The organism is Flavobacterium sp. B330r (genome assembly GCF_056824325.1).
Map to the genome: position 1 here is coordinate 5,452,982 of NZ_CP124860.1, position 26,983 is coordinate 5,479,964.

Annotated in this window: 19 protein-coding genes; 7 read left to right on the forward strand and 12 right to left on the reverse strand. The window is 34.1% G+C overall.

The genetic code is table 11. The annotated features are described in order from the left end of the window. Positions 1-10 precede the first annotated feature (10 nt). From QLQ95_RS23875 to QLQ95_RS23885, 3 genes are read left to right on the forward strand one after another with little or no spacing between them, the layout of a single operon-like run. Complete coding sequence (locus tag QLQ95_RS23875) at positions 11-2,830, forward strand: AsmA family protein (protein WP_482501981.1); 2,820 nt, start codon at positions 11-13, stop codon at positions 2,828-2,830. A gap of 2 nt (positions 2,831-2,832) precedes the next feature. Beyond that, positions 2,833-3,348, forward strand: coding sequence for a low affinity iron permease family protein (locus QLQ95_RS23880; protein ID WP_482501982.1), 516 nt, complete (start codon positions 2,833-2,835; stop codon positions 3,346-3,348). After that, positions 3,345-4,544 (forward strand): NAD(P)/FAD-dependent oxidoreductase, encoded by a 1,200-nt coding sequence (locus QLQ95_RS23885; RefSeq protein ID WP_482501983.1) that lies wholly within the window; start codon positions 3,345-3,347, stop codon positions 4,542-4,544. The genes QLQ95_RS23880 and QLQ95_RS23885 overlap by 4 nt, the downstream gene beginning before the upstream one ends. Before the next feature lie 76 nt (positions 4,545-4,620). Here QLQ95_RS23885 and QLQ95_RS23890 read toward each other — a convergent pair whose 3' ends face one another. After that, positions 4,621-5,574: a bifunctional helix-turn-helix transcriptional regulator/GNAT family N-acetyltransferase gene (locus QLQ95_RS23890; protein WP_320494693.1), complete on the reverse strand. Its 954-nt coding sequence runs from the start codon at positions 5,572-5,574 to the stop codon at positions 4,621-4,623. A gap of 459 nt (positions 5,575-6,033) precedes the next feature. After that, positions 6,034-7,059, reverse strand: coding sequence for a helix-turn-helix domain-containing protein (locus tag QLQ95_RS23895; RefSeq protein ID WP_320494694.1), 1,026 nt, complete (start codon positions 7,057-7,059; stop codon positions 6,034-6,036). A gap of 161 nt (positions 7,060-7,220) precedes the next feature. Between QLQ95_RS23895 and QLQ95_RS23900 the strand changes: the two genes are divergently transcribed. Further along, the gene (locus QLQ95_RS23900; protein ID WP_428238453.1) at positions 7,221-7,706 is read left to right on the forward strand and encodes a DNA-deoxyinosine glycosylase; all 486 of its coding nucleotides are present in this window, start codon (positions 7,221-7,223) and stop codon (positions 7,704-7,706) included. 300 nt (positions 7,707-8,006) lie between these two features. Beyond that, positions 8,007-8,441: a DUF6526 family protein gene (locus tag QLQ95_RS23905; RefSeq protein WP_428238454.1), complete on the forward strand. Its 435-nt coding sequence runs from the start codon at positions 8,007-8,009 to the stop codon at positions 8,439-8,441. A 204-nt stretch (positions 8,442-8,645) separates the two neighbouring features. Here the strand turns inward: QLQ95_RS23905 and QLQ95_RS23910 are convergent, their stop codons facing one another. From QLQ95_RS23910 to QLQ95_RS23920, 3 genes are all read right to left on the reverse strand, one after another. Beyond that, on the reverse strand, positions 8,646-9,812 hold the full coding sequence (locus QLQ95_RS23910; RefSeq protein ID WP_482501984.1) for a hypothetical protein: 1,167 nt from the start codon (positions 9,810-9,812) through the stop codon (positions 8,646-8,648). Between the two features lie 181 nt (positions 9,813-9,993). Next, complete coding sequence (locus tag QLQ95_RS23915) at positions 9,994-11,415, reverse strand: MATE family efflux transporter (protein WP_482501985.1); 1,422 nt, start codon at positions 11,413-11,415, stop codon at positions 9,994-9,996. A 60-nt stretch (positions 11,416-11,475) separates the two neighbouring features. Beyond that, complete coding sequence (locus tag QLQ95_RS23920) at positions 11,476-11,952, reverse strand: MarR family winged helix-turn-helix transcriptional regulator (RefSeq protein ID WP_095931628.1); 477 nt, start codon at positions 11,950-11,952, stop codon at positions 11,476-11,478. A gap of 174 nt (positions 11,953-12,126) precedes the next feature. Here QLQ95_RS23920 and QLQ95_RS23925 point away from each other — a divergent pair, with 174 nt between their 5' ends. After that, entirely contained in the window at positions 12,127-13,038 is a 912-nt protein-coding gene (locus tag QLQ95_RS23925) for a hypothetical protein (RefSeq protein ID WP_095931665.1), read from the forward strand. A gap of 529 nt (positions 13,039-13,567) precedes the next feature. On the opposite strand, the gene QLQ95_RS23930 is transcribed toward QLQ95_RS23925, so the two are convergent. The 6 genes from QLQ95_RS23930 to QLQ95_RS23955 form a co-directional block, all read right to left on the reverse strand. Continuing rightward, positions 13,568-15,586, reverse strand: coding sequence for a glycoside hydrolase family 97 protein (locus QLQ95_RS23930; RefSeq protein ID WP_482501986.1), 2,019 nt, complete (start codon positions 15,584-15,586; stop codon positions 13,568-13,570). A gap of 25 nt (positions 15,587-15,611) precedes the next feature. Next, positions 15,612-16,856, reverse strand: coding sequence for a glycoside hydrolase family 99 protein (locus QLQ95_RS23935; protein ID WP_320494703.1), 1,245 nt, complete (start codon positions 16,854-16,856; stop codon positions 15,612-15,614). A gap of 293 nt (positions 16,857-17,149) precedes the next feature. Further along, positions 17,150-18,661 carry a RagB/SusD family nutrient uptake outer membrane protein gene (locus QLQ95_RS23940; protein ID WP_482501987.1) on the reverse strand — a complete coding sequence of 504 codons (1,512 nt, stop codon included), beginning with the start codon at positions 18,659-18,661 and terminating at the stop codon, positions 17,150-17,152. Positions 18,662-18,689: 28 nt separating this feature from the next. After that, positions 18,690-21,704, reverse strand: coding sequence for a SusC/RagA family TonB-linked outer membrane protein (locus QLQ95_RS23945; protein WP_482501988.1), 3,015 nt, complete (start codon positions 21,702-21,704; stop codon positions 18,690-18,692). A 27-nt stretch (positions 21,705-21,731) separates the two neighbouring features. Further along, positions 21,732-22,814, reverse strand: coding sequence for a hypothetical protein (locus QLQ95_RS23950; protein ID WP_428238462.1), 1,083 nt, complete (start codon positions 22,812-22,814; stop codon positions 21,732-21,734). 8 nt (positions 22,815-22,822) lie between these two features. Next, positions 22,823-23,344, reverse strand: a complete 522-nt coding sequence (locus tag QLQ95_RS23955) for a DUF5004 domain-containing protein (RefSeq protein WP_095931634.1) — start codon at positions 23,342-23,344, stop codon at positions 22,823-22,825. Positions 23,345-23,826: 482 nt separating this feature from the next. On the opposite strand from QLQ95_RS23955, the gene QLQ95_RS23960 reads away from it, so the two are divergent. After that, complete coding sequence (locus tag QLQ95_RS23960) at positions 23,827-25,425, forward strand: DUF6377 domain-containing protein (RefSeq protein ID WP_482501989.1); 1,599 nt, start codon at positions 23,827-23,829, stop codon at positions 25,423-25,425. 271 nt (positions 25,426-25,696) lie between these two features. Here QLQ95_RS23960 and QLQ95_RS23965 read toward each other — a convergent pair whose 3' ends face one another. Beyond that, the gene (locus QLQ95_RS23965; protein ID WP_095931636.1) at positions 25,697-26,920 is read right to left on the reverse strand and encodes a sterol desaturase family protein; all 1,224 of its coding nucleotides are present in this window, start codon (positions 26,918-26,920) and stop codon (positions 25,697-25,699) included. Between the last annotated feature and the right edge of the window lie 63 nt (positions 26,921-26,983).

Genomic DNA, 26,983 nt, shown 5'->3' on the forward strand with positions numbered 1-26,983 from the left:
TTAAAACTATATGCCAAGTCAATTCAAACATACCGCCTTAAAAGTTTTAAAAATTACTGGAATTACGATTGCGGTAATTTTGTTTTTGCTGTTTATTATTCCGCTGCTTTTTCCTGGAAAAATTGCTTCGGAAGTGAAGAAAATTGCGAACGAACGTCTGGATACGAAATTGGAATTTACAAAATCTAAACTTTCCTTTTTTACACATTTTCCATCATTGACTGTTTCGCTAGACGATTTATCTTTAACGGGTTCTAAACCTTTCAGCAATGATACTTTATTAAGAGCCGATCAGGTTGCATTTGGAATTGATATCAAAAGGCTGCTTTTTGACAACGAAGTTAAAATCAACAAACTCTATGTTTCAGATGCTTTAATAAATGTAATGGTCAACCAAAAAGGTCAGGCCAATTATAATATTTATGTGGCACCCGAAGATCGAAACAAAAAAGAAGATCCAAATGCTCCAGAAGAAGGAACAGCAATACGATTGGAACGCATCGATTTACAAAACTGCCACGTAAAATATAACGACCGTTCGGCAAAGATTTTAGTTGATGCAAAAGGCTTTAATTATATCGGAAAAGGAAATTTGAGCGAAGATATTTTTGACCTAGCAACAGATGCTAAAATTGATGAACTGGATTTCTATTATGATCGAACTGGCTACTTAAGAAAGAAAAAAGTCAGCGCCGATTTAATTACCCGAATCAATACACACGCCCTTTCCTTTATTCTTCAGAAAAATGAACTTCATATCAATAAACTGCCCTTAAAGTTTACTGGTCTTTTTTCCATTTTAAGAGATGGCTACAAAATCAATATTAAAGCGGCTTCAGAAGATACAACGGTAAAAGATTTATTGTCTGTAATGCCCCCCGAATATTTAACATGGCTGGAAAGAACAGAGATTTCGGGACGAAGCGATTTACTGCTGACTTTTAAAGGAGATTATAACGTTCAGAAAAAACAAAAACCAAACTTAGCTTTCAATTTAAAAATTAATGAAGGCTCAGTAAATTATAAAAATGCTCCAGTTCCCTTAACCGATTTTCAAATGGATCTAAATGCTATGCTTCCATCTTTAGATACCGAACAATTGCTGGTTAATTTGAGAACATTAAAATTTAAAGTGGGCGAAAAAGATTATTTTAATGCCTATCTGCACAGCAAAGGTTTAAGCGAAATGTCGATTAATGCAAGCGTGAAGGGCGCATTAGACCTTGCTGTTGTTGATGCTGCTTTAGGATTAGAAAATATGGATTTGAAAGGAATCTTGAAAACCGATATTAAGGCTCGAGGCGTTTTTAGCACCACTAAAAAATTATTTCCTAAAACGATTGGAGGCATTTCTTTGCGAAACGGCTGGCTTAAAACAAAATATTATCCCAATCCTATTACCAACATCACTTTTATAGCCAATATGCTGAATAAAGCGGGAACCTATCAGGATTTAATCGTTGCTGTAGCACCTTTTTCATTTGTTTTTGAAGGAAATCCGGTTTATGTCAATGCCACTTTATCCGATTTTAGCGATTTGGCTTATAATGCAAAAATTAAAGGAGAATTGAATGTAGGCAGAATCTATCAGGTTTTCTCCCAAAAAGGTTTGGATTTAACAGGCTACGCCAAAGCAGATCTTTCGTTAAAAGGAAAACAAAGTTATGCTACAACGGGTCAGTACGATAAACTGGACAACAGAGGAACATTGCTGCTAAAAAACATAAAAGCCACTTCAGAATTGTTTCCAAAAGCTTTCTATATCAAACAAGGGAATTTCCGTTTTCAGAATGAAAAAATGTGGTTCGAAAAATTCAATGCTTCATATGGAAAATCAGACTTTGACATCAACGGTTATCTGATCAATACCATCAATTATTTCCTAGAATCAAAAGGGACTTTGAGCGGCAATTTCAACTTAAAATCAAAACTGATTAATGTAGATGAATTTATGGCGCTTGAAGAAGGCGAAAATAAAGACCGAAACCTAGAAGTCGAATATGCTAAAGAAGATCATCCGAAAATGAGTGGCGTGGTCATTATTCCAGAAAACCTAAATGTCACTTTAAATGCAAATGCAGACAAAATAGAATACAATAAATTGATATTTAACAAACTGAATGGAAAAATAGGTATAAAAAAAGAAGGATTTTACTTAGAAAATATTACCTTTAATATCATTGACTGTGTTTTAGGGATTAATGCATTGTATAAAGACGAGTCTCCGACCTCTGCACATTTTGATGCTCATTTTACAGCAAAAGACTTTGATGTTCAGCGAGCTTACAAAGAAATCCCGATGTTTCATGATATGGTTACCGCCGCTGAAAAAGCGCACGGAATAATCTCTGTTGACTATAAAGTAAAAGGAGATTTGAACGGAAATATGGGGCCAATTTACGAATCTATGCACGGCGGGGGAACCATTAATTTACGTGATGTTCAAATTAAGGGTCTGAAACTTTTTGATGGAATTAGTTCTAAAACAGGACAAAATGGTTTGAACAATCCTGACATGAAGGGAATTGAAATCAAATCGACTATAGATAAGAATCTTATAAATATTGAGCCATTTACCTTTAGCGTAGCTAGTTTTAGGCCAACTATTAAAGGAACTACAAGCTTTGATGGACTTCTGGATTTAAGAATGCGTTTAGGACTTCCGCTTTTCGGAATTATAGGTTTTCCAATTGTAATTACTGGAACACACGACGCTCCAAAAATTAAAATATTCAGTAAAACAGGACAAGAAATTAATCCGGCTGTTTACGATGAAAAAAACAATAAGGTAATTCGAAAAGAAAAAGTTAGCAAATCCAAAACAAAATAGAAATGAATTCAAAATCTCAGCATAAAAACAGTTCATTCGAGAAGTTTGCTTCAAAAGTTTCTAAAGCCGCTGGAAGCACACCCGCTTTTATTGGAGCTCTTTTTCTTGTTATTGGTTGGGCTATTTCAGGGCCAATTTTCGACTATTCTGAAACCTGGCAATTGGTAATCAATACCGGCACAACTATTATCACTTTTTTAATGGTTTTCTTGATTCAAAAAGCACAAAATAAAGATTCCCTTGCCATTCAGTTAAAATTAAACGAGCTAGTGGCATCCAATGATTTATCGAGTAATAGTCTTGTTGATGTCGAAAATATGACCGAGGAAGAGATGAAGATTATTCAGAAATATTACCATCATTTAAGCCAGTTGGCCAAAAAAGATAAAACGATTAGAACATCACATTCTATTGCCGAAGCAGAAGAAGTTCATAGTCGCAAAAAAGAGAAAAAAAATAAACCAGATACTATTAAAAAGACTACCAAAAACACCTCTAAAAAAATAACCAAAAAATGAAATTGAGCTCTACTGAAACGTATTGGCCATTAAAAAATGCCATAAAACAAAGTTATCCTTCCATAGATTCTGATATCCACACCGACATTTTGATTATTGGCGGCGGCATAACAGGAGCTTTAACAGCTTACAAATTATTAAACGAAGGAAAAAAAATTGTTCTTGTCGACCGCAGGGATGTCTGCGGCGGAAGCACTTCTGGCAGTACAGCCTTATTGCAGTACGAAATTGATGTTCCTTTGCATCAGCTCATAAAACTTCGCGGCGCTAGATGTGCCATAGACAGCTATCAAAATGGAAAAAAAGCCATTTTCGATCTTCGAAATATAATTGATACTGTGGGATGCGATTGTGGTTTTGAGTTTAAAAAAAGCGTCTATTTTACTACTCTAAAAAAAGATGTTCCTTTTTTAAAAAATGAATTTAAAGCTAGAAAGCAGCATGGTTTCGAAATCAGCTGGTTAAGCAGATCCGAATTGCAAAAAATGGGATTGAATGCAATTGCTGGTGTAGAATCTAAAACCGCTGCTGTTATGGATCCGTTTAAACTGGCAACCGATCTTCTATTTCATTGCCATGAAAAAGGAATGCAGATTTTTGACCGAACTAATATTGCTTCTATTCAGCATCAAAAAGGCAAAATTATTGCAACCACTGACACTAAATTTTCTATCACAGCAGATCATATTATACATTGTACAGGTTACGAAAGTACAGAAACGCTAAAAGAAAAAGTAGTTGATTTAAAAAGTACTTATGTTATCACTTCTGAAAGTCAGTCTGATCTTCCAGAGAATTTTAAAAACACGATTTTTTGGGATACAGCCTCTCCTTATCATTACATTAGAACTACAGATGATAATCGCATCATAATGGGCGGCGGAGATGAGGATTTTAAAGACGCAGCGAAACGAGATAAATTGCTTCCTAAAAAAGAAACGTATCTTTTAAAACAATTCTTTAAAAGATTTCCTGATTTAAATTTTAAAATTGATTATTCCTGGGCAGGCACTTTTGGAGAAACCAAAGACGGTCTTCCCTATTTCGGAAAACCTAATCCGAGAAAAAACGAACATTACATTTTGGGTTTCGGAGGTAACGGAATCACTTTTAGCGTCATTGGAATGAATTCAATCTTAGATTCACTTAATAATAAAAAAAATACAGATTTAGATTATTATAGATTTGGAAGATAGAAAGATGCTAAGGTTCTAAGATACTAAGTTGCTAAGTTTTTTTCTTAGAGTCTTAGCATCTTAGAACCTCAGTAACTTAACCAAGTACCAACTCCATCTGAATATTACATCTTTTATACGGAGTTTCCAGGCCGAAAACTTTTTCGAAACCCAATTTATAATAGAGATTTATTGCGGGTTTTAAGATGGTGTTGCTTTCTAAATATATTTTTTTTGCTCCCAATTCTTTTGCTTTTTCTGCGATAGCTTTACCTAAAAGCCAGCCAATGCTTTTTCCTTGTGCTTTTGGAGAAACGGCCATTTTTGCCATCTCAAAATCATATTCAGAATTATTTATTTTAATTAAAGCACAGACACCTACAGGTTCATTCTCATAAAGAGCCACAAGAATTTTCCCTCCTCTTTTTAGAATATATTCTTCAGGATTATCGAGCGCTTTATAATCGGCTTCTTCCATTTCGAAATAAGTTGAAATCCATTCTACATTCAATGCCCTAAAAGCTTCCTGATATTCTGGCTTATAATCAACTATTTTCACGTCTTTACTTTCTCTCTTTTTCTTTTGTTCACGAACTCTTTTAATCAGAGATTTTTGCTCCAGTAAAAACTCCCATTCTTCCAGTGCAGCCCACAGATTATGCTTGCTTTCGGCAATTATATCTTCAATCGCAACATCAATATCTTCTAGCTGCTGTTTGATTTTCTTCGAAATCAAAATTCCTTTTTCGGTAAGTGCGACATTATTCTTGCGCTTATCCTCTGTTTTTGCGCTTTCTTCAATCAATCCAGCACCAATCATTTCCTGAATAATTTTGCTGACAGAAGGCTGAGAATGTCCAATTTCATTAGCAATTTCAGTAATGGTAATTTCGCGTTCTTCTGCCAAGGTATAAAATACAGGAAACCATTTCGGTACAAATTCAACCCCATACAATTCATATATTTTCGCAGCATCATCTGTAACAACAGCAGTCATTAAACGCAAACGGCTTCCTAATGCCGCTTTTCCAACTTTATCAAAAAATTCCATAACAAATAATTAATTATATAACTAGTTATGCAAATATATCTTTTTTTTTTAGATACTAAGAAACTAAGGTTCTAAGATTCTAAGTTTTTTTTGAAAACTATAGAATCTTAGAACCTTAGTGTGTATTTTTTGAGAGGCTAAGTTATTAAGATTCTAAGTGTCTAAGTTTTCCTTAAAAAAACCTTAGAATCTTAGCAACTCAGAACCTTAGCAACTTAAAATATATTGTGCTTTAGAGCTAGCGACAGTACTTTTTTTTGAGAGGCTAAGTTGCTAAGATTCTAAGGGTCTAAATTTTCCTTAAAAAAGCTTAGAACCTTAGCAACTCAGAACCTTAGCAACTTAAATATATTATGCTTTTAAGCTAACGAGAGTATTTATTTTTAAGATGGTGAAATATAAGTTTTCTCAAAAAAAACTTAGAATCTTAGCATCTCAGAAACTTAGCAACTCCGGCCGCTAGGCCGTAATAGCCAACGAATTCAAATTAAACTTATATTCTTTTGGGCTACAGTTGAATTTTTGTTTGAATATTTTAGAGAAATAGCTTCTGCTGGTGAAACCAATGCAGTATACAATTTCTGAAATATTTAAATCAGATGTTCTAATTAGAATTTCGGCTTTTAGAACGCGCATGTGCGTGATATAATCGTTGACCGTGCGATTGTGGATCATTTTGAAACCTTCTTGAAGTTTATTTGGAGACAAACCAGATTTTTTACTTAAGGCCTTAATAGAAAATGCCTCTTCTGGACTTGTTTTTATAAACTCTGAAAGTTCTTTTATCTCTTCCATTTCTCTTAATGTCAATCCGTTTGATTCATTTGCGAAAGCGTGCAAATCATCTGAATGCTGCTGGATTTCCATTGCCAAAATAATTCTCATGATGCCTTCTTTCAGCAAATTTCTCACAATTCCTTTTTGTGTGATGGAATTAAGTTGCTCTATTTTTTCTGCAATCTGCAAATTATACGAACCAATATAAAAGAAATCTGTTACTTGATTATTTTCAAAAAAAGTATCTTTTACCTGCTGATTCAAAGAATGAGTTTGACTTGCAACATCAATCTGAGTACCAACAATAATTAATGTGAGCTTTGTCTTTTTACCTTTTTCAAAAAACAGCACATTATCCTGGTTTTGTTTAGAGGTTACAATTGCGGTTTGAAAAGTTTTTAATTTTCGTTCCTCACCATTTAATCCAAAACTGTGCGAAAGGTTTCCTTTAGAACAATAAGCAAAATAAATAGGCGATGATTTTACATTTAAAAAATCCAATCTCACATCTGCAGAAAATGTCATATCAAACTGAACATAGGAGATATTATCATTAAAGGAAGCTCCAATAATAGAACCTTCTGCAAAACTATTTTCTACTTCAAGTGCATATTCGTCTAAATCAAAATTCACTTTTCCGCCAAAACTAGTCTGAAGTTCATCAAATATATTTTGAGTTTTTTCTGTATTTATAGTAACTATTTTCATGGTTTGCCGGATTTAAAATTATAATTTGCCAAACAGATTATTTTCTAGAAATCTGAAATTCAAAGTTCGTTTAAAGACACGCCAAAAATGTTATATAATTTTTCGGTTTTGTTTTATAATTCCTTATAAATGTTTATTTTAACATATCTATTTATTCCAGCATGAAAAGTTTCTCCTTTGCCCCTATTAGTTCTCCAACTTCTAAAATTCTCATTTTAGGCACGATGCCTGGAATAAAATCTTTAGAGCTAAATCAGTATTATGGTCATAATCAGAATAACTTTTGGAAGTTTATGTTTCAGATTCTAGAAGAAGAGTTTTCTACTGATTACGAAATGCGAAAAAACTTATTAATCAAAAACAATATTGCGCTTTGGGATGTCTTACAATTTTGTGATCGAGTTGGAAGTTTGGACAGTGCCATCAAAAACGAAATAGCAAATGACTTTGAAGATTTCTTGGCAACTCATCCTCAAATAGAAAGTATTCTTTTTAACGGACAAAAAGCAGCTTCGTTTTTTAAAAAATATGTTCACTTAACAAAAGAATACAAAACATTCACACTTCCATCAACTAGTCCGGCCAATGCTGGCAAGACTTTTCAGGATAAATTATACGAATGGAACATCATTAAAACCTTATTATAAAGACCTGTATTTTATACAATTAAAATGCAAATATTGAAATCATGTAACTTTTTCTGTTTAAAGTATAACAAAAATCATCTGCTCTCGATCTAATTTTACATCAAAGAAAAATAAGCCATAGTGAAGATTTAATGAACGAAATGGAAAGGCTTTCTTCTTATTAAAATTGACAAAGCAAACTGTAAAAAGTTTAGTCTATAAAGAGAACATTGGTTATGTTAGTTTATTTTTGGGAAAAAGCTACTCTATAGAAATATAGAGTAGTTTTGTTTTTATAGGCTACCATTAAAAGATAAAAACATGAAAATCCAGACATATTATAATCATATACGGTTTTATACTCCGCATCATTTTATATATTATCCCATTTTAATTTTGTTCTTGATTGCCAGTATTTATTTGGCCATTACGACGGAAGATCATTTAATATGGACATTTATCAGCGTGGCTTTTGTATTTCTTTTTGCACTCGCTTATATGCTGCGCCAGCATTATGCTTTAACACTGCAAAACCGAATTGTACGCTTAGAAATGCGCTACCGCTATTTTACTCTAACAGGCAAAAGATTCGAAGAATTTGAATACAAACTTACAGACGATCAGATTTTTGCTTTACGCTTTGCGCCAGATAACGAATTGGTTCCGCTTGTTGAAGATACTTTAAAAAACAGCTTAACAGGCGATGCAATCAAAAAAGCAATTGTGCACTGGAAAGCAGATTATCATAGAGTTTAGCAATATCAATGGCAAAATTCAATGGCAAAATTCAATGGCAATTACAATGGCAATTACAATAGCAATTACAATAGCAAAGTTCAATAACAATATCAATTTTAATTTTTAAAATTAATTATTGAATTTTGCCATTGCCATTGATTTTTGACATTGATTTTTGACATTGATTTTTGACATTGACATTGAAATTTGATATTGTAATTGTTATTGAACTCTCTTTTTATTGAAAATAAGATAAAACAGAAACAGCAATACGCCAACTGCAACAATTACAGCAAAATAGACTGCAGCGATATTGGGATGCAAATAATTTGGCTCGTAAAACAACTTATTTAAAGTTTTAAATTTTTCTGCTAAAGCTTTTCTATCAAAATTATTTCTAATTCCATTAAGCGGTTCATCTTTATTATCTCTGTAGTGGTATACATCTTGAGTCAGCAACTTCGGAATCAAATTTGTTTCTATATTGTATTTTCTTAAAAGCGTATCTAATCTTTGAAAAGTATACGTTAATGAATCTTTCTTAGCATTGTATAGCAATTTATAGCGATCTACAGCTACTTTATATTTTTGCTTATCTACAGAATCTCCTTTTACAGGATTAAATAGAGACTTATTTTCTAAGAAAATACAAATATCCTCATCATGTTCTGGATGCACGGAAACACTCTTAAAAATAATTTCTGTGCTATCTCCCACAATTCTTTTTGAGATCACTCTTTTGTGCAATTCTTCTTTATCAAAACCGATAATATCAAAAATACTATCCGCCTTACTTTTCGTTTTATCAAAAGTACTCGTTAAAGCTTTTATGGTGTCAATGCTATAATAATTGGTTTCTATAATCGGAAATTCACCAGGTACAATTGTATCATCTTCCTTAATTACGGGATAAGGTTTTGGGTATAAAATATTCTCATAAATAAATAGTTTATCAGAACTATAAGAAGTGTATGCGTATAAAAACGGATTTAAGACATTGATCAGTTTTTTGTCATTATTAAAATCCTTTTCAGACAATTCTGATTTCAGTTTAGCATTCATTCCGAAACTATAGCTAATAAAAAACGAAAAAGTCAGAAATGAAATAAAAAGTAAACAACCCGCGATTTTAAACAGATTCCCTCCTTTATAGCCTTCTCTAGAATGATTTCGAATCAGAAAAAACAAAAAGAAAAGCAAAAACAAACCACTTACAAAAAAGTGCGAAATTGAAATGTCATCGTAAAACTTGAATCGGTAAAATTCGGTGTAGATGTTAATATTCTTTAGTCCCTTAAAAGTAAAATAACCGTATAAAAAGTAAGCTAAATGAATTAAGGCTAATATAATAACTGATTTTATGAAATAACGTTTTAGATTTTTGGTCATTTTTAAAAGGTGCTAAGGTTCTGAGATGCTAAAGTGCTAAGTTTTTAGCTGCAAAGTTTGAAAGATACTGAAAATTTGTTTCTTCGTTAACATAAAAATGTAAGAAAAATTAAAAAAAGACGCACATCAGTGCGTCTTCAAAAAACCTTAGAAACTTAGTATCTCAGAACCTTAGTCCCTTTTATTTCGAAATATCAAACCCTTCCTTCACTATTTCGCTTTCCACTTTATCAATCAGTTTATTGGTTTTACCTGTAAGTCTTTCTTTCTTCCAATCGCCTTTTATGTATATGACAACAGTAATTAAAGCCGTCACAACAGAAGCAATGGGGAAAGCCCACCAGATTCCAATTTTACCTAAAGAAGTATTATGAGACAAAATAAAAGCCAGCGGAAACTGGATTACCCATTGTGAAACCAAAGTTAGAATCATAGGCAATTTTGTATTTCCAACAGCACGAAAAACACCAGTTAAACAAAGCTGTATGCCTAAAAATCCCCAAGAGAGACAAGTAATTCTCAATAACTCTGTTCCACCTTCAATAACGGCTTGATCATTCGGAACAAAAAAGGCGATTAAATACGGCGCAAAAATAAAAGCAATGATTCCGAGACCAGTCAATAATCCGAAACCCAGATAAGCTCCTAATTTTGAAATTTCAGCTGCACGATCAACATTTCCAGCTCCAATATTTTGCCCAACAAGAGTTGCAATCGCCATTGACAAACCCAAAGCTGGAATTAGAATGAGCTGAATCAAGTTGGAACCCGCACCATAAGAAGCAACTGTCAATGTACCAAAACGAACAATCAAAAATGTGATTGCCATCATTCCTAAAGCACGCATTGACTGCTCAATTGAAGACGGAAAACCAATTTCAAACGCTCTTTTGATATGTTTATAATCAGGTTTAAAATCGGCAATGCGGAGATGGATTCCGTGTTTTCCTCTAAACAAAATTGCAAATCCAATTATAATAGCCAAAAGCTGTGTAAATAAAGTTGCCAAAGCCGCCCCTTTTACGCCTAAAGCTGGAATAAATTTCCATCCGTAAATAAACAGCGGATCTAAGGCAAAGTTCAATATAACAGTTCCTAAAACAATATAAACAGGAAGTGTTACACGCCCAACTCCACGCATAATCGATTGGAAAATCATAAATCCGAAACTAAAAACAAGCCCCACAAAAGCCACTCGCATAAAACCTAAAGCATCTACGTAAACTGCAGGCTCTACCTTCAACAGATATAAAAAATACGGACTCAAAATATAGCCTATAATCGACAAGAAAACAGATACAATAATCACCATAGACAAAGTCTGTGCTGCCACGTGGTTGACCATTTTCTGATTTCCTGCTCCAAAATATTGAGCAATTAAAATAGAACCCGCAATAGCCAATCCAGTTCCTAAAGCAATGGTTAAAAATATTACAGGCGTGCTTATCGAGACCGCGGCAACGGCATCACCGCCCAGACGCCCAACCCAAAAAGCATCTACCAACTGATATGCTGCTTGTAATAAATTAGCAATCATAATCGGAACGGCTAATTTTAATAATGAAGAAAGGATTGGCCCTTCTAATAATTCATTTTTTTTCATTTATTCAAAATAATTATTCAAAAATCAGTTGACATATCAACTTTTAAAGTTCAAAAAAAATTAAAGAGTTTCTAGCTTGTCTGCATAAGATCGTACCGCATTCAACGCTTCAATTCTTTCTTTTGGAGAAAAAACAGACATTACTTCTTCTTCTGCCCTTTTCATCAGCGAGCGAATGCTTTTTGCTAACGAAATTCCTTCATCAGTAAGACTTACAATATTTTTACGTTTGTCTATTTTATCTTTTACAACCTCAACAAGATTCTTTTTTTCAAGTGCTGATATACTTCTTAAAATAGATGATTTGTCTCGCATTGTTTTATCTGACAATTCTCTCTGCGAAAGACTTTTATGATGCAAAATCATCAACAATGGCAACTGTTCTAGCTGTAAGGTAATTCCAGCTTCATTCATTAACGCATTGGTACGCCTGAAAATTGCGCGTTTGATACGATGAATCTGAAAGAAGAAACTATCTGATATTTCTTCTTTCCAAAAATTTGAAAAACTTTCTTTATCGGCATGTTTTTTTTCCATGATGCAAAATTACAAAAAAGATTGACATGTCAACTATTTTTAAAACAAATCCTTATTTTACTGATATACAATTCATTCACTAAAATAATTCGGCTAAAAAAAGAAAAATGAACGATTATTTTTACTAACTTTAAATGTTAAATATTGCCTAATAAAAACTTAAAAATTAATCTGATGAAACAATTATTTATTTTTTTGGTAATGATGCTCCTTTGGATTCCGTTAAACGCTCAAACTGTTGCTGAAGCCAGTAAAGAGGATAGCTTAACAACTTTTAAAACTGAAAAAGACGATTTTCAAGATAGTTCTTTAGATGATCTGCCCTGGCACAATAGACGTTTTAAAGTTACTGCTGGCGCTTTTTTTCCTGTAAATAATACTCAAGTTAAAGTTGAAGGCAACAACGGAAATATAGGAACTGAGATTGATCTTGAAAATGATTTAGGATTTTCTAAATCGACTGTATCCTTTTTAGGAACATTTGATTGGCGCATATCCAAAAGATCTCGATTAGGTTTTGAATATTTTGTATTAGACAGAACTGCAACAAAAACACTGCAAAGAGATATTAATTTCGGAGATCATACTTACCCATTGGACGGAAGGGTTCAAGGTACTTTTAATGTACAGATTGCTAGAATTGCTTATGGGTATGCTATTTTATCTAAACCTAAATATCAAGCTGGTCTATTGATTGGGGCGCATGTTCTTTTCGCAGATTTAGGATTAAAATTAGAAGCTAATACGCAAAGTGTCGAATATCGTGATACTTTTGATTTTACTGCGCCACTGCCAGATGTTGGAATTTGGGGTGAATTTGTTCTTGGAAAACGCTGGGGTTTATATGCCAACGTAAATTATCTTGCCGTAAAAATTGATGAAACCGATGGCCGAATCATAAGCTACAATTTATCGGTTTTATATAATGTTGTAGATAACTTTAGTCTTACTGCAGGTTATACTGGCTTGAACTTTAGAATAGATACGGTTCAAGACCGATTAAATGGTTTCTTAAAATGGGGATATAACGGGCCAACGCTTACAGCGGTTTACACTTTCGGTAAGCATGTTAAAGTTACTAGATAAAGGTTCTCTCTCAGATGCTAAGATTCTAAGGTGCTAAGTTTTTTTAACCGCAAAGAGCGCTAAGGATTACGCAAAGTTCGCAAAGTTTTTATTTCAAAGCTTTGTGGAAAAAAGCTATGAACATAATTTTACCGCAAAGAGCGCAAAGTTTTTTTTAGCTGAACGAAATATTCTCGCAAAGACGCAAAGTCGCAAAGTTTTTTATATTCTTTGCGACTTTGCGTCTTTGCGAGATTAAAATTTCATCAAAAAGCTTTGCGAACTTTGCATTCTCAAAAACCCACCTCAAAAAAACTCTGCGAACTTTGCGAAAATCTTTGCGCTCTCTGCGTTAAAAATTATACTCAAAGCTTATCAAACCTGAAACTTGAAACTAGAAACTAGAAACAAAAAAATAAACCCGATAACTCTCCAGCTATCGGGTTTATTACCAAACTTAAACTTACTTAACTCAAAATAAAACTTTATAAATTTAGAATCTCAGAAGCTTAGAAACTTAGATTCTCAGCATCTTAGAATCTTAAAAAAACTATTTTTCGATTGGAGTGAATTTTACTGCTGTTCCTCCTCCAGCTGCCAATTTGATATTTAAAACAGTTTTGCTGTTTACTTTTTGCTTAGAGATTGTAACTGGATACGGATTGGTTTTATAATTTGCTCCTTCTCCATCTGCATAAATTTCTGCTTCGTATTCTTTGTTTTTGTCTAAAAACGAAAGCGCTACTTTTAAGTCTCTTGCATTTCTATTTGTGATCGAACCCAAATACCAGTTTTTCTCGTCCCAATCTTTACGGGCAATTGTAGTGTATTCTCCAATTTTAGAATCTAAAACTTTAGTATCCGACCAAGTGCAAGGCACATCTTTTACGAATTGAAATTCTGGTTTTCCTTCATAGTTTTCAGGTAAATCAGATGCCATTTGCAACGGACTGAAAATAATCACGTACAAGGCCAATTGATTGGCCAAAGTGGTTTGCACTTTTGCTCCAGAAGGTGTTTTATAATCAAAATTGAAATTCCCTGGTGTGTAATCAAACGGTCCAGAAAGCATTCTGGTAAAAGGCAAAGTTGTTAAATGCTCTGGCGTATTTCCTCCATCTACAGACCATGCATTATATTCTTGTCCTCTTCCGCCTTCTTGTGACATAAAGTTTGGATACGTACGCTGTAACCCCGTTCCTTTCATTGGTTCGTGGTTATCGATCATGATATGATATTTAGCCGCCGTTTCGATTACTTTTCTGTAATGACGTGCTCCGTACTGGCTGTCATGCCATTCTTTTTTATCCAAATATTTATTTACATAACCCGTTTTAACCGAATTCACTCCCATTTTTTGATACAGTTTGAAAGCCTCTTCTAACTGGTTCTCATAGTTTTTAGTAGCACCAGCCGTTTCGTGATGTCCAATTAAACGAACATTTTTTACGGCCGCGTATTTGGTAATTTCTTCCAAATTAAAGTCTGGATACGCTTTTACAAAACTAAATGCAGAACCATCTGCAGTCCAGTCACCATCCCATCCTTCATTCCATCCTTCAACCAAAACTCCGTCAAAACCATTTTTCGCAGCAAAATCAATATATTCTTTTGTGTTTTTGGTTGTTGCACCGTGTTTTGGGCCTTGTCCCCAAGTATATTTTTCTAAGTGCATTCCCCACCAGATTCCAATGTATTTTGAAGGTGTGATCCAAGATAAATCTTCAATTTTTGAAGGCTCATTAAGATTCAGCATAATGGTCGAAGTTGCTACTTGCCCAGGATTCTTCCCAACCACAATAGTTCTCCAAGGTGTTTTAAAAGGTGTTTCTGCGTATACTTTTACACCATCTGCCCACGGCACCAAATCACTTTTATATTGCTTGTCTGTGGTTTTTAAAAGCGTCATTGAAGCAAAATCTGTTAGGTTCGCTTCGTGAATAGCGACATATAATTTGTCTTTGGTTTCAAAAGTTGCTGGAGTATTGATGGTATCAGTTTTACTCATTAACGTTTTACGGTATTCGCTTTCGTAATAACTGTTTTCGCGGTGAACTGGAATCCACCAAACTTCATTATTATCTTTAAAAGTAAATTGTGTTACTTCGTTAGAGATTTTCACTTTTCCTAAATGAGGCTGTTTTGGAAATTCATAACGAAATCCTACTCCATCATCAAAAACTCTAAAAATAATATCGACCAAACGCTCCTCGCCTTTTGCTTCTTTTAAGTGAACAATCAGTTCGTTATGATGATCTCTAACTTTTTTGAATTCGCCCCAAGGCTGTTCCCAAGTTTCATCTGCCGATTTTTCTTCGGTCGAAACAACTTCAAATCCATCTGTCATTTTAGCTAAACCCTGAAATTCAAATCCCATAAGAGAAGGCTCAATAACCGATTTTCCGTTAGAAGAAAAACTATATTGAGGCTGTCCAGAAGGCGTTAATTCAAAAGTTAATTCAGAGATCTTTTCAGGAGAACTGATTTTATACGTTTTTTTAGTACTGCAAGCCATAACGAGCATTGTGGCAAAAGCTATTAGACAGTATCTATATTTTCTGTTTTTCATTATTTAAATTGTATTAATTACAGCTCTATTTTATTTCGCTTAATGTTTGTTTTGCTTTTGCAGGCTGCATAGAAACAAAATAATTAAACACCTGATCGAGTTTTTTCTGGGCTTCGACATTTCCTTTTTTCTGTACGCGTAAATCATACAATTTGCTGATCTCTGGAAATACGCTTTCTGTATTTTTTACTCCAGCAAAAGCTTTGATTTTTTCAATGAAAGAATATCCAAATTCAACTGTTGGTTCAATCATGGTTCCTTCTCCGAAATCATTCCATGTAATCAGCTGCAGATAATTTACATTGGCATTTTTAGCTAAGGCAAGAGTTTCATCCAATGTTGCTCCATTGTTATGTTCAATCGTCCATCCAATCGCTGCTCCGCCTCCGCCTTGAGCGTAAAAATCTTTAAAACCAGGATAAGCGCTACCCATTGCTACACCCAATTTTGGTTTGGTATTGGTGTAAAAATTAGTTAAGTAACTATTGTCTTTGTATACCCACGCATATTCGCCAGAAGCATTTTCTCCTGCCATTGAAGAGTGGTCCCAAAGTGTCAAGAAAGTGGGTTTTGCTGTTAAAGTATTAAAGACGTTTGTCCATTCAGCGGGGGTCTGTAGCACAATTGGTCCAAAATTCATTAACAGCGGTTTACCATTAATCTTGATATAATTGGCATCCGAAAAATAATTCTTCTCTACATAAGCCAAATCTGTTTTTGCTGCACCAGTTACCGAAATTGCTTTTCCTGCATTAACCACATTGGTCAAAAATCGGTCTTCGTATACAATAGCATATTCTAAACCTACTTTATCAAGCATTTCGATTAATTGATCTGTATTCTCTTTGATCATTCCGTAATCGTTTACATCGTAAGTGCCGTACCAATCAATAAGAATTCCATCAATTCCTGAATATTTCATCAACAATAAATGATTTTCGATCACATTTTTATCGCCTGAGTGATAAGGTCCAATCAGCGGATAATAGTACGATGCAATTTCTCTTCTTCCGTTTGCTCCTACGTTGTTCGGATTTTTATTGGCCATTGTCCAATGATATCCCCATTTTTTATCGGCACTACTTTCGTTGGTTTCAAACCACGGCATGTAATGCATATAAATTTTAGTGCTGTTGGTTTTCTCAATCGCAACAGGGTCTGTTTTCTCTGGTTCTACAGGTTTGTCTGAGCCTTTGTCATCGCTGCTGCAACCGGCAATCATCGCAATGCTCATCAAACCAAAAACCAACGATGTGATATATCTTTTCATATTGATGTACTGTTTGTTATTTTTATATTTTGCCACAGATTAAAAGATTAAAAAGGATTTTATTGTGATTAATTTATTTCACGCAGATTTAAAAAGATTTAAGCAGATATGCGCAGATTATTTTTTTTACATTTAAAACCAAATCTGCTTTAATCCGCAAAATCTGCGTGAAACAAAATCTTTTTTCAATCCTCTAATTCGGTTTCTAATCTTTAGAATCTGTTACTAAAAAAAATTAAAAACATGTCAGCCTTCCACGACTAACCAACATGGAAGACTGACATTCTAGTAACCTAATTTGGATACCCAGGATTTTGTTTAAGGTTTTTGTTTGTGGTTAAAACAGTACTTGGGATTGGGAAAATTGCTCTGTATTTTTCTGTTGTCCCTTTTGACCACCATGGTTCGAAGAATGTTCCAAAACGAATATTGTCTGTTCTTCTTCTTCCTTCGAATGTAAATTCTTTCAACAATTCTTGATTTATAAATGCAAGGTCAATGGTTGCTGGCAATTCTTCACCTGCACGAGATGCTACTTGCTGTACAAATGGTCTTGCTAAATCTGGCGAGCCTAAACGAACGTAACATTCTGCTTGCATCATTAAGATTTCTGCATAACGAATTAATACAAAATCGTGATCACGCTCCCATTGCTCTCCTGCTTTCATTTCATATTTATGTAAACGAACTCCTTCATTCTCTTTTGCATCTTCCAGACTTGTTAGGTTCTCTGTATAGGTAAGTGGTTCTCCATTATCCATCATAATTACAGTTCCTGCCGCAAGATTGATCTGATCGCCTTCTAGCATACATTTTTTTCTCTTGTCTGTGTCTGCAAATGCAGAATAAACTCCAGGCTGTGCGCACATTCCGTTTGCACTCCAAGGATAATTGTTTGGAATGGCAGAAATAGCTAATTTTTGATTATAATGACAAGACATTGAGTTCATGTAGTTTCCAACTGTTCCAGCTTTTGAATCGTAAGGAATAGCGAAAATAATTTCTGTCGAAGTCTGATTTTCTGTCACGAAATTCGAAAAGAAATCTGGTGTTAAACTGTATCCAGTAACCTTTTGGCACATATTGATACAATCTTGCCAACGTGGCTGACCGATAAACGCTTCTGAATTAAGATATAATCTAGCCAAAATAGAATACGCAACATTTCTAGTCATTTTAGAATACACCGCATTTGGATTTAAATGCGGAATAGCGTCTGTCAATTCTTTTTCAACAAAATCATAAACCTCTTTTCGTGTTGAATTGGTTGGAAGAGCTGTATCTTCAAAATCGGTTACAATTGGCACATTTCCGAATAAATCTAAAAGATTGTAGTAGTAATAGGCTCTAAGCGCTTTTAATTCTGCATAAATTGGTTCTTTTGATTTATCACTAAGAGATGATTTATCGATTTGATAAATGATTGCATTAATCTTAGCAATTCCAGTATAATTGTAACGCCAAGCCGAAAGAATCATTCTATTGTCCGATTTCCAAGTATGCTTTTGCGCGTCTTGATATTGTCCGCCATCGTACCAGTTTGTTCCTCTTGTCGGAATTGTTGCTTCATCTGAAACTACTTCATTCAAAAAGAAAACATACTCACAAGTTGGAAAATTATTTGAGATTGCATCAGAGAATCCTCTTAACGAAGAATAAGCTCCACCTACCAGCGCATCAATCTCTTTGGTTGTATTTCCGAAATTTCCATCTTCTACCTGATCATACAACTGTTCGTCCAAATCAGTACAGGATACCGTAAAAAGCATGCTTAAAAGTATTGCTGCTGTTATTTTGATTTTCATTGTTAATATTTTATGGTTATCAATTCGCTTAGTTATTCAGCGTAAAATTTAATCCAACAGAAATTGTAGTTGGTCGAGGATAATTATTGTATCTGTCAATTCCAGGAGCTGCCAAACCAGTTTGATCCATTACTCCAGTCTGATTAATTCCGTCCTGAGCATTTAAACCAATCTCTGGATCTACACCTTTGTAGCCTGTGATTACAAATAAGTTTTCGCCCATTACATACATTCTAAATTTAGATTTTTTGTATTTCAATGGTAAAGTATAACCAAAAGTCAATGTCTGAAGTCTGAAGAAAGAAGCATCTTCGATCCAGTAATCAGAATATTTTGGAGACGAAGTAATACCGCTACTCAAGAAAGAATCTGGCACATTAAAAGCTGGCAATCTGTTCGGATCGTTTAACATCATGTTTGTCGCATTTAATGCTTTTTGTCCAAACATTCCGTATCCAGAAAATCCAAGATCAAAGTTTCCGTAAGTAAAATTCATTCCGATACCTAAAGTTAAATCTGGCTGAATGTTTCCTAAATTTGTTTTGTCTGCATCAACCAAAGCGCTTTCATCAACAACTTGTCCAGCTGCATTGTAATACTGAATTTTTCCGTTAGGATCTAAACCTGCGTTTTTGAATCCCCAGAAAGTACCAACAGGATATCCTTCAGCAATAATTTGAGAATATTGTCCAGACATCCCTGCTAAACCATGAAGAGATCCACTGTAGATAACATCTGTTTTATAAGTTGGGTTCGAAAGTTTTTCAATTTTCTGAACATTGTGTCCAAGAGTCAAATTAGCATTCCAGTTGAATTTATCTCCTCTGATAATATCAGCATTCAAAGTTAACTCTACCCCTTTGTTTGACATTTCTCCAACGTTTGCCAACATTGTTCCCACTAAATATGGTGGTTGAGGCACTTCGTAAGTATATAATAAATCTTTTGTTGTTTTAGAATAATATTCGAATGATCCTGTAATTCTATTGAAAAGACCAAAGTCAAAACCAACGTTAATTTGCTCTGTAGATTCCCATTTCAAATCAGGATTTGGGTTTTGTTTTGGAGAATAAGCCAAACTCCAAGTTTTAGTAACTGGATCGTAATAACTGTCGCTTCCAACTCCCAAAATAGAAAGTGATTTATACTCTCCAATTCCATCTTGATTTCCTGTAACTCCATAACCAACTCTCAATTTTAAATTGTCTAACCAACCTTTTGAAGATTCCATAAATTCTTCGTTAGAAATTCTCCAAGCTGCAGAAGCAGATGGGAAAGTTCCCCACTTATTGTTTTCTCCAAAACGGCTTGATCCATCACGTCTTACGGTCGCTGTCAATAAATATTTACCATCATAACCGTAATTAGCACGAGCATAAAAAGACACTAGGTTCGATTTTCCTTTGTATGAATACACGTCGGTTAAACGATAGTTGTAACCTGCACCTAAATTATTGTAACTAAATGCATCTGTAACAAAACCACCTCTTTGTGCTCCAAAACCTTGATAGATATTTTCTAGATAAGAATATCCAGCCAAAGCGCCAATGTTATGTTTGTCTATAACTTTGCTGTAATTTACATAAAGCTCTCCTTGTGCATTTGTATATTCTGCATAAGTTCTTTGTGCAAAACCGCCTTCTGTCTGTCCTTCCATAACCGCATAAGATGGTTTGTAAGTACCCGCTTTTACTGCATTGTGCTCTAGCGAAATATTTGCTGTAGCAGTAAAGTCATTCAAGAATTTCACATCTGTTTTAAAGTACCCTAAAAGTCTGTGTCTTTCATTATCAAAAGTTCTGTTTGTTAAAATCTCAACCGGATTCTGATAAATATTTCCTACTACTGCACTGAAATTTCCTTCTGAATCGTAAACAGGAATCGTTGGATTTAAGTTATAAGCTCTTTCAAAAATTCTATAGTCTATTGGGTGCCATTTGTCAATGTTTGCAAATAATCCCATATCAAATTTCACTTCTTTATTGTCTCCAAGAAATTGGTAAGCGCTAACATTACCGCTTAATCTTTCTAATCCAGATTTTTTAATAACTCCTTCATTATTTAAGTACGAAAGTGAAGTTCTAAAACCGCTGTCTGCTTTACCAGAATTGATGCTTAACGTGTGCGATTGAGAAATCGAAGTCTGCTCGATTGCTTTTTGCCAGTTTGTACTTCCACCATAATCTACTGCATCTGCAATTTGATTCTGGCGTACATATCCTCTCCACTGATTTGCCGAAAGAAGATCTAAGTTATTATTTACATAACCGATACCCGTTTGTCCGTTATAAACAACAGAAACACCTTTTGTTCCAGATTTTGTAGTAATCATGATTACTCCGTTTGCTCCACGAGAACCGTAAATTGCTGTTGCCGAAGCATCTTTAAGAACATCAACCGATTTAATATCTGAAGGTTGAACGACGTTTATATCAACTCCTGCAATACCATCTACCACAATTAACGGGCTGTTACTTGCTGTTAAAGAAGTTCCTCCACGAAGACGAATTGTAGAAGCTGCAGCTGGATCTCCAGAAGGACGAATAATGCTTAATCCTGCCACTTTTCCTTGCAAAACCTGCTCTGTAGAACCAATAGTTCCTTTTAGCAATTCATCTGCTCCAACTGTAGAAATTGCTCCAGTCAAATCTGATTTTTTCACTTTTCCGTAACCTACAGAAACTACTTGCACTTCTGCCAATGCATATCCGTCATTTTGCAGTCGCACTTCGTAATTAGAAGTATTGGCTGTAATCTGGACTTTTTGTGTTGTTGAGCCGATAAACGAAACTTCGATTGCACTTCCTACGGCTACATTAAGGCTAAATTTACCATCAAAATCTGTTGTAGTTCCGTTTTTAGTTCCTACTTCAATGATAGAAGCTCCTGGCAATACATTCCCTGTATTGTCATAAACAGTTCCTGATATCTTTTTCGTCTGCGCGAAAGAATTGGCAGTAAGAAAAAGCATAAAAATCATCAATACCGCTGCCTTAGCAGTCCACATTTGATGCAGGACGCTTTTTGTATTTTTACTATTCATTAGATTGGTGTTTTAATTTAATAGTGATTATTTATCTAAAGTTTTTAGCGGAATGGTCGTATCCGAAATCGTTTTGTCTTTATTGTCTTTTACCAAAACATGGATCTCGCTTAAGCTTGGAACTCCATTAAGTTCTGAAACCAGATTGACAAAACCTTTAATTTCTGCAGTTCCTCCAGTAAACTCACCCGAAATTGTTTTTGTACCAGCTGTAATCGTGTAGATTAATTTGTTTACACCTGCCTCGTTATTTTTTCTTGACATTCCAAGAAAATCTTTTTGACTGATTTGCGATGGAAAGAAAGCAAAACTTGGCGGTGGCGGCGGAACAAATTCTCCTGCGTAAATAACCTGATCTCCAGAATTTGCTGTCCAATTCTCTGCTACCATCAGAAAATTTATCTTTTCCATTACAAAATCATCCGGAGCATTGAAATACTGCTTAGGAACAAAATCCATTTTATAAAAACCATTACCCAAATCTTTTAATTTTGTTTTTTCGGCAATTTCTGGTTTTGCAGCTTCATACATTTGCTGAATAGCCCAGTCATTCAAACCTCCATGCATATGTACACTTGGAGTGCCTGCAAATGCAGGATTAAGATTTGCATTAAAAACAATACTTACCGGTTTATCAATTAATGGTTTTGATGGATATGATCTAAATAATTCACCTGAAGTATAGAAAGATGAAAAATCAATATAAGCCACATTGGCAACATCACTTTGTTTAGATCCATTTTTGTTTTTCAAACGAAACCAGAATCCATCACTCTTCGCTATTTCTTCTGGAGTTTTAGAAAAATAAAGTGTTGGAGTTAGCGTAAAACTCCAGATTCTATTTCCTTCATATTTCAGTTTTGCAAAATCTGATGAGTTTTCCCAGTGTCCAGCATCTGGTTCAGATGGAGACCAGATCCAGATATATAAATCTTCTGTTTCAGCAAATGTTGATGCCGACATATCAAAGTACCATGTAACTTTTTCATCATATTTGTAAACAACAGGAAATGATGATATTGGACCTACGGCTCCAGCAGCTTCTTGTGCCTGAATAAAATTAGGAGCCATCAACAAGGCAAGTAAAATTGTATATATAAACTTTTTCATATTACTTTTTAATTAATAGCATTTAATTTAAACACATAAGACACGAAATCTACACCACCAGAAGAATGCGCCAATTGAATCTGCATTTCTTTGCTTTTACCTGGAACTGAAATCAATCTAAGTTCATCTGTTTTTTGCGTTTTCTGTGCGTCGCTGTACAGATAGATTTTTGTTCCAACACCAGTAGTAGATTGAAACGCTGAGCTAAGTGCCCAATACCCCTTAGGAGCAAATAATGGAGGAACATCTCCAGTTACTTCGTAACTTGTAGGATTGTTATTTCCATCTACGTTAAATTTGATTTTAAAATCTTCGTAGTTGAAATAAGTGCTCAAGTTTTCTTCGTTTGGTTCGATCTTATTTGCTTTCGCAACTTCATCAACCATTTTCAGATTTGTTAATCCCCAATTTCCATTTACTTTTTCATAAAGGGTAATCGGTTCTACGTAGCTTCCGTCATCTGTGTTATCGCATCCGATAGCAAATAAACACATCATAAAAGCTAGCCAATAAAGACTTTTACATTTCATAAATTTTTGGTTTTCGTTAGTTTGTTATCCCCTTCAAAAGGATACAGCGAAACTAGACGTTAAATAAATCCTAAAAAAAAAATCTGAAAAAAATCAAGATAAAATTCAAACACAAAAAACATTACATTACTAATAATCAATATTTTATATATTTTTACAAGAGTAAAAAATCAAGACGCTGTTGAGATAAAAATAAGCCGTTTTTATATGGTAAAAATGACAATATGTAAAATAATAAGCATATTTTTTTCACTATGTACATATATAACCAGTTTTTATTGTATAATTGCAAATAAATTACCTGTTTTTAACATTTGCAGCTCATTTTCACTCCGAAAATCACCTTTTAAAGCTATGTTATTAAACATTTTACAAGATTCTTGAAAAACAGGTTTAGCTTAATCTCAAACTTATTCTTAATTTTAAATCGAATTAATTCACTATATCTATCAATCCACTTTTCCCTAAACCAAAACCAAATCATGCAAAGAATATTGATGCTGCTTTTCTTCCTTGCAGGTTTTTCTCTTACTGCGAAAGAGACGAATCCTTATTTAGAAGAATTAGATCAGGTACTCTTGAAAAAAGAGATTTACCTGAAACAGAAATATCGAAAAATAGAAGCTTTAAAGAAAAATGTATCTAAATTTACGCTTAGTCAGAATAATGAAGAATTGTACAATTGTTATATGTCTTTGTTTGATGAATACAAATCTTTTAAATATGACTCTGCTTACTACTATTTAGAGCAATCTAAAATCAAAGCCAAAATCCTAAAAGATCCGAAGTATTTATCTAAAAGCCGAATCAAGGAAGGTTTTGTGCTTTTATCTTCTGGGCTTTTTAAAGAAGCCATTGACACGCTAAATGTTATTGACGATACTAAATTGGATCAAAGAAACAAATTTGAATATTATAACATTAAAGCTCGTGCTTATTATGATTTAGCTGATTATAACCGTGATCAGCGCTTTAATATTCATTATGTACAGCAGGGAAATCATTTCTTAAAGAAAGCTTTAGAATTAATTGGAACCAATACCAACGAATATTGGGCTGCAGAAAGTTTAAAACGATTGAAACAGCAAGACTGGCGCGGGGCCGAATTTGCTTTCAGCTACTGGATCAACAACTACAATCTGCCTCCTGATTATTACGGAATCGCCACTTCGAGTCTTGGATATATCTTTTCGGAACGGGGTTATACCAAAAAAGCGATTCAATATTTAGCTCTTGCCGCAATTGCCGATGTAAAAAATGCTACGAAAGAAACCGTTGCGCTTCGAAATTTGGCCAATGAACTTTTTAAAATGGGCTATTTGGATAAAGCAAACGAATACATCAACATCGCCATGGATGATGCAACATTTTATAATGCAAGACATCGAAAGATTGAGATTTCGTCGATTCTCCCAATTATAGAAAAAGCACAGCTGAATAATGTAAAGGATAAAAATGATAAACTGGAGAAGATTATTATTCTCTTGACGATCCTTACGGTTATTATTTTCGTTTTCCTAGGCATCATTTTCAAACAATTAAAAGAAAAAAATAAAGCAAGAAAAATCATGGCCGATTCGTACCTGCAATTGCAGGAAATGAATGTGAGTTTAAGCGAAGCCAATGCCATCAAAGAAGAATATATTACCTATTTTATTAAAGCTACATCGGCTTTCATTAATAAAATAGACCATATTCAGAAAAGTACGTTGCATAAAATCATTACCAAAAAAACAGATGAAGTTATCGCGAGTTTAAAGCGCTATAATGTAAAGGAAGAACGCGAAAATCTGTTTCATCAGTTTGACGAAATCTTCTTGAAATTGTTTCCGACATTTGTAACCGATTTCAATAATTTATTCCCAAACGATCATAAATGCATTGTCAAAAAAGGTGAACTTTTAAATACCGAATTGCGAATTTTTGCCTTGTATAGATTGGGCATTCAAGACAGCAGTCAAATGGCAGAATTCTTAGAACTTTCTGTAGCTACAATTTATACGTACAAAACCAGAATTAAAAGCAAATCTGATTTTAAAGATACTTTTGAGCAGAAGATTATGGAGATTAAGACAATCTAAGTTGATGAGTTACTAAGGTTCTGAGATGCTGAGATACTAAGGTTCTAAGTTTTTTTTGCTATACTCGAACGATAACTAATACCACAGCTCGGGAGGAGCGCCATATTTATAGAATACAATTTTAAACGGCCATCAAAAAAAGCTCCAGCGGAGCGACATATAAATTTAAATATTAATAAATATGTCGCTCCGCTGGAGCTCTTTTGTATAACAAATATCTTTTCTATAAATATTTAGTCCCTCTGGGACTATACTCTAAAATTGTCATTTTCTATTCTGAAGTTTCCAATTGTAAAATGGTATTCTGATAAATCTTACTCAATGAAAACAATTGCTCTGCAAAAATCATTATTGCAATTGGAACAAAGAAAAATACCAGCAAACCTTCTTCATATAAAAAATAAGTCGAAAGCATCGCCAGACGAGTATATTCTAGGTAGTAAATCCATTTTCGTTGTTCTAATAAAGCACCGCAATTGATTAAAGTGATAATTACCAAAGAAAGTACAAACACTTTATCATACAATTCTAAATAATCAAAATAATAAGTAAAAACCGTTAGAATCAAAGTACAGATTCCTAATTGTATATAAAGATAATTTTTAAATCGAAGTCTCTGATTGGGAGCTGCTTTATCCTGCAAAAAACGCTTTTCCAGAATGGGACGAATATCCTGATCCATATCTGCTGGGCTTCCAAAAACAGCATTCCATCTCGCTTTGAATCCGCTTGAGCGTTTCCATAATTCGTAAATTTCGAAATAATAATGAAAATGCTGCCACAAGAAACTATAGCTTTTTAGCGGATGCGTCAATCCATATTTGGGTTTTTCCTCTTCGGTTTGGAAAGTTCCAAAAAGGCGATCCCAAAAGGTGAACATATCACCGTAATTTTTGTCCAAATACTTTTCGTCAGAAGCATGATGAACTCCATGAACAGAAGGGGTTACAAAAACATATTCCAACCATTTTATTTTGCCAATAAGCTGTGTATGGGTAAAGAAAGAATAAGCGCCATGAACAATAAGCATGGTAATTACCATACTGGGATGAAAACCAACAAATGGCAAAACGCACCAAAATCCCGTTCGAATTATAGCCTGAAAAGTAGTAATTCTCGCTGCCGCAGTAAAATTAAACTCTTCGCTGTGATGATGTACAATATGCGCTGCCCAGAAAAAATTGACTTCATGTCCTAAGCGATGATACCAATACCAGACAAAATCGGTGGCAAGAATAAGGGCAAACCAAACCAAGGCATTACTCGGAATATCAAAAAGTCTATAATCATCATAAATTAAATAATACAGCTGATAAAAACTGGCTGCAACAAATAAGTTAATCAAACGCTCTGCAATTCCGATGGAAATATTGGAAACAGAACTTTCATAGTTAAAAATTTCAGGCTTTTTTCTGCGTTGAGCAAGCTTATATTCCAAAAACAAAAAAAGAAAAAAGGCCGGCATGGCAAATGCTAGAAAATTGATATTTTTCATTTATTTGATACTTTTCGATTCTAAAAATTATGTATTGAGTAATTTTATTTTAACACATAGAAA

What these genes read in the sequence shown, in the direction of transcription:
- QLQ95_RS23935 (WP_320494703.1), bottom strand. Translation starts at nt 16,856, where the DNA reads ATGAAAAGATATATCACATCGTTGGTTTTTGGTTTGATGAGCATTGCG.
- QLQ95_RS23915 (WP_482501985.1), bottom strand. Translation starts at nt 11,415, where the DNA reads ATGAAAAAAAATGAATTATTAGAAGGGCCAATCCTTTCTTCATTATTA.
- QLQ95_RS23895 (WP_320494694.1), bottom strand. Translation starts at nt 7,059, where the DNA reads ATGAAAATAGTTACTATAAATACAGAAAAAACTCAAAATATATTTGAT.
- QLQ95_RS23885 (WP_482501983.1), top strand. Translation starts at nt 3,345, where the DNA reads ATGAAATTGAGCTCTACTGAAACGTATTGGCCATTAAAAAATGCCATA.
- QLQ95_RS23880 (WP_482501982.1), top strand. Translation starts at nt 2,833, where the DNA reads ATGAATTCAAAATCTCAGCATAAAAACAGTTCATTCGAGAAGTTTGCT.
- QLQ95_RS23905 (WP_428238454.1), top strand. Translation starts at nt 8,007, where the DNA reads ATGAAAATCCAGACATATTATAATCATATACGGTTTTATACTCCGCAT.
- QLQ95_RS23925 (WP_095931665.1), top strand. Translation starts at nt 12,127, where the DNA reads ATGAAACAATTATTTATTTTTTTGGTAATGATGCTCCTTTGGATTCCG.
- QLQ95_RS23875 (WP_482501981.1), top strand. Translation starts at nt 11, where the DNA reads ATGCCAAGTCAATTCAAACATACCGCCTTAAAAGTTTTAAAAATTACT.
- QLQ95_RS23920 (WP_095931628.1), bottom strand. Translation starts at nt 11,952, where the DNA reads ATGGAAAAAAAACATGCCGATAAAGAAAGTTTTTCAAATTTTTGGAAA.
- QLQ95_RS23960 (WP_482501989.1), top strand. Translation starts at nt 23,827, where the DNA reads ATGCAAAGAATATTGATGCTGCTTTTCTTCCTTGCAGGTTTTTCTCTT.
- QLQ95_RS23940 (WP_482501987.1), bottom strand. Translation starts at nt 18,661, where the DNA reads ATGAAAATCAAAATAACAGCAGCAATACTTTTAAGCATGCTTTTTACG.
- QLQ95_RS23965 (WP_095931636.1), bottom strand. Translation starts at nt 26,920, where the DNA reads ATGAAAAATATCAATTTTCTAGCATTTGCCATGCCGGCCTTTTTTCTT.
- QLQ95_RS23900 (WP_428238453.1), top strand. Translation starts at nt 7,221, where the DNA reads ATGAAAAGTTTCTCCTTTGCCCCTATTAGTTCTCCAACTTCTAAAATT.
- QLQ95_RS23910 (WP_482501984.1), bottom strand. Translation starts at nt 9,812, where the DNA reads ATGACCAAAAATCTAAAACGTTATTTCATAAAATCAGTTATTATATTA.
- QLQ95_RS23890 (WP_320494693.1), bottom strand. Translation starts at nt 5,574, where the DNA reads ATGGAATTTTTTGATAAAGTTGGAAAAGCGGCATTAGGAAGCCGTTTG.
- QLQ95_RS23950 (WP_428238462.1), bottom strand. Translation starts at nt 22,814, where the DNA reads ATGAAAAAGTTTATATATACAATTTTACTTGCCTTGTTGATGGCTCCT.
- QLQ95_RS23930 (WP_482501986.1), bottom strand. Translation starts at nt 15,586, where the DNA reads ATGAAAAACAGAAAATATAGATACTGTCTAATAGCTTTTGCCACAATG.
- QLQ95_RS23945 (WP_482501988.1), bottom strand. Translation starts at nt 21,704, where the DNA reads ATGAATAGTAAAAATACAAAAAGCGTCCTGCATCAAATGTGGACTGCT.
- QLQ95_RS23955 (WP_095931634.1), bottom strand. Translation starts at nt 23,344, where the DNA reads ATGAAATGTAAAAGTCTTTATTGGCTAGCTTTTATGATGTGTTTATTT.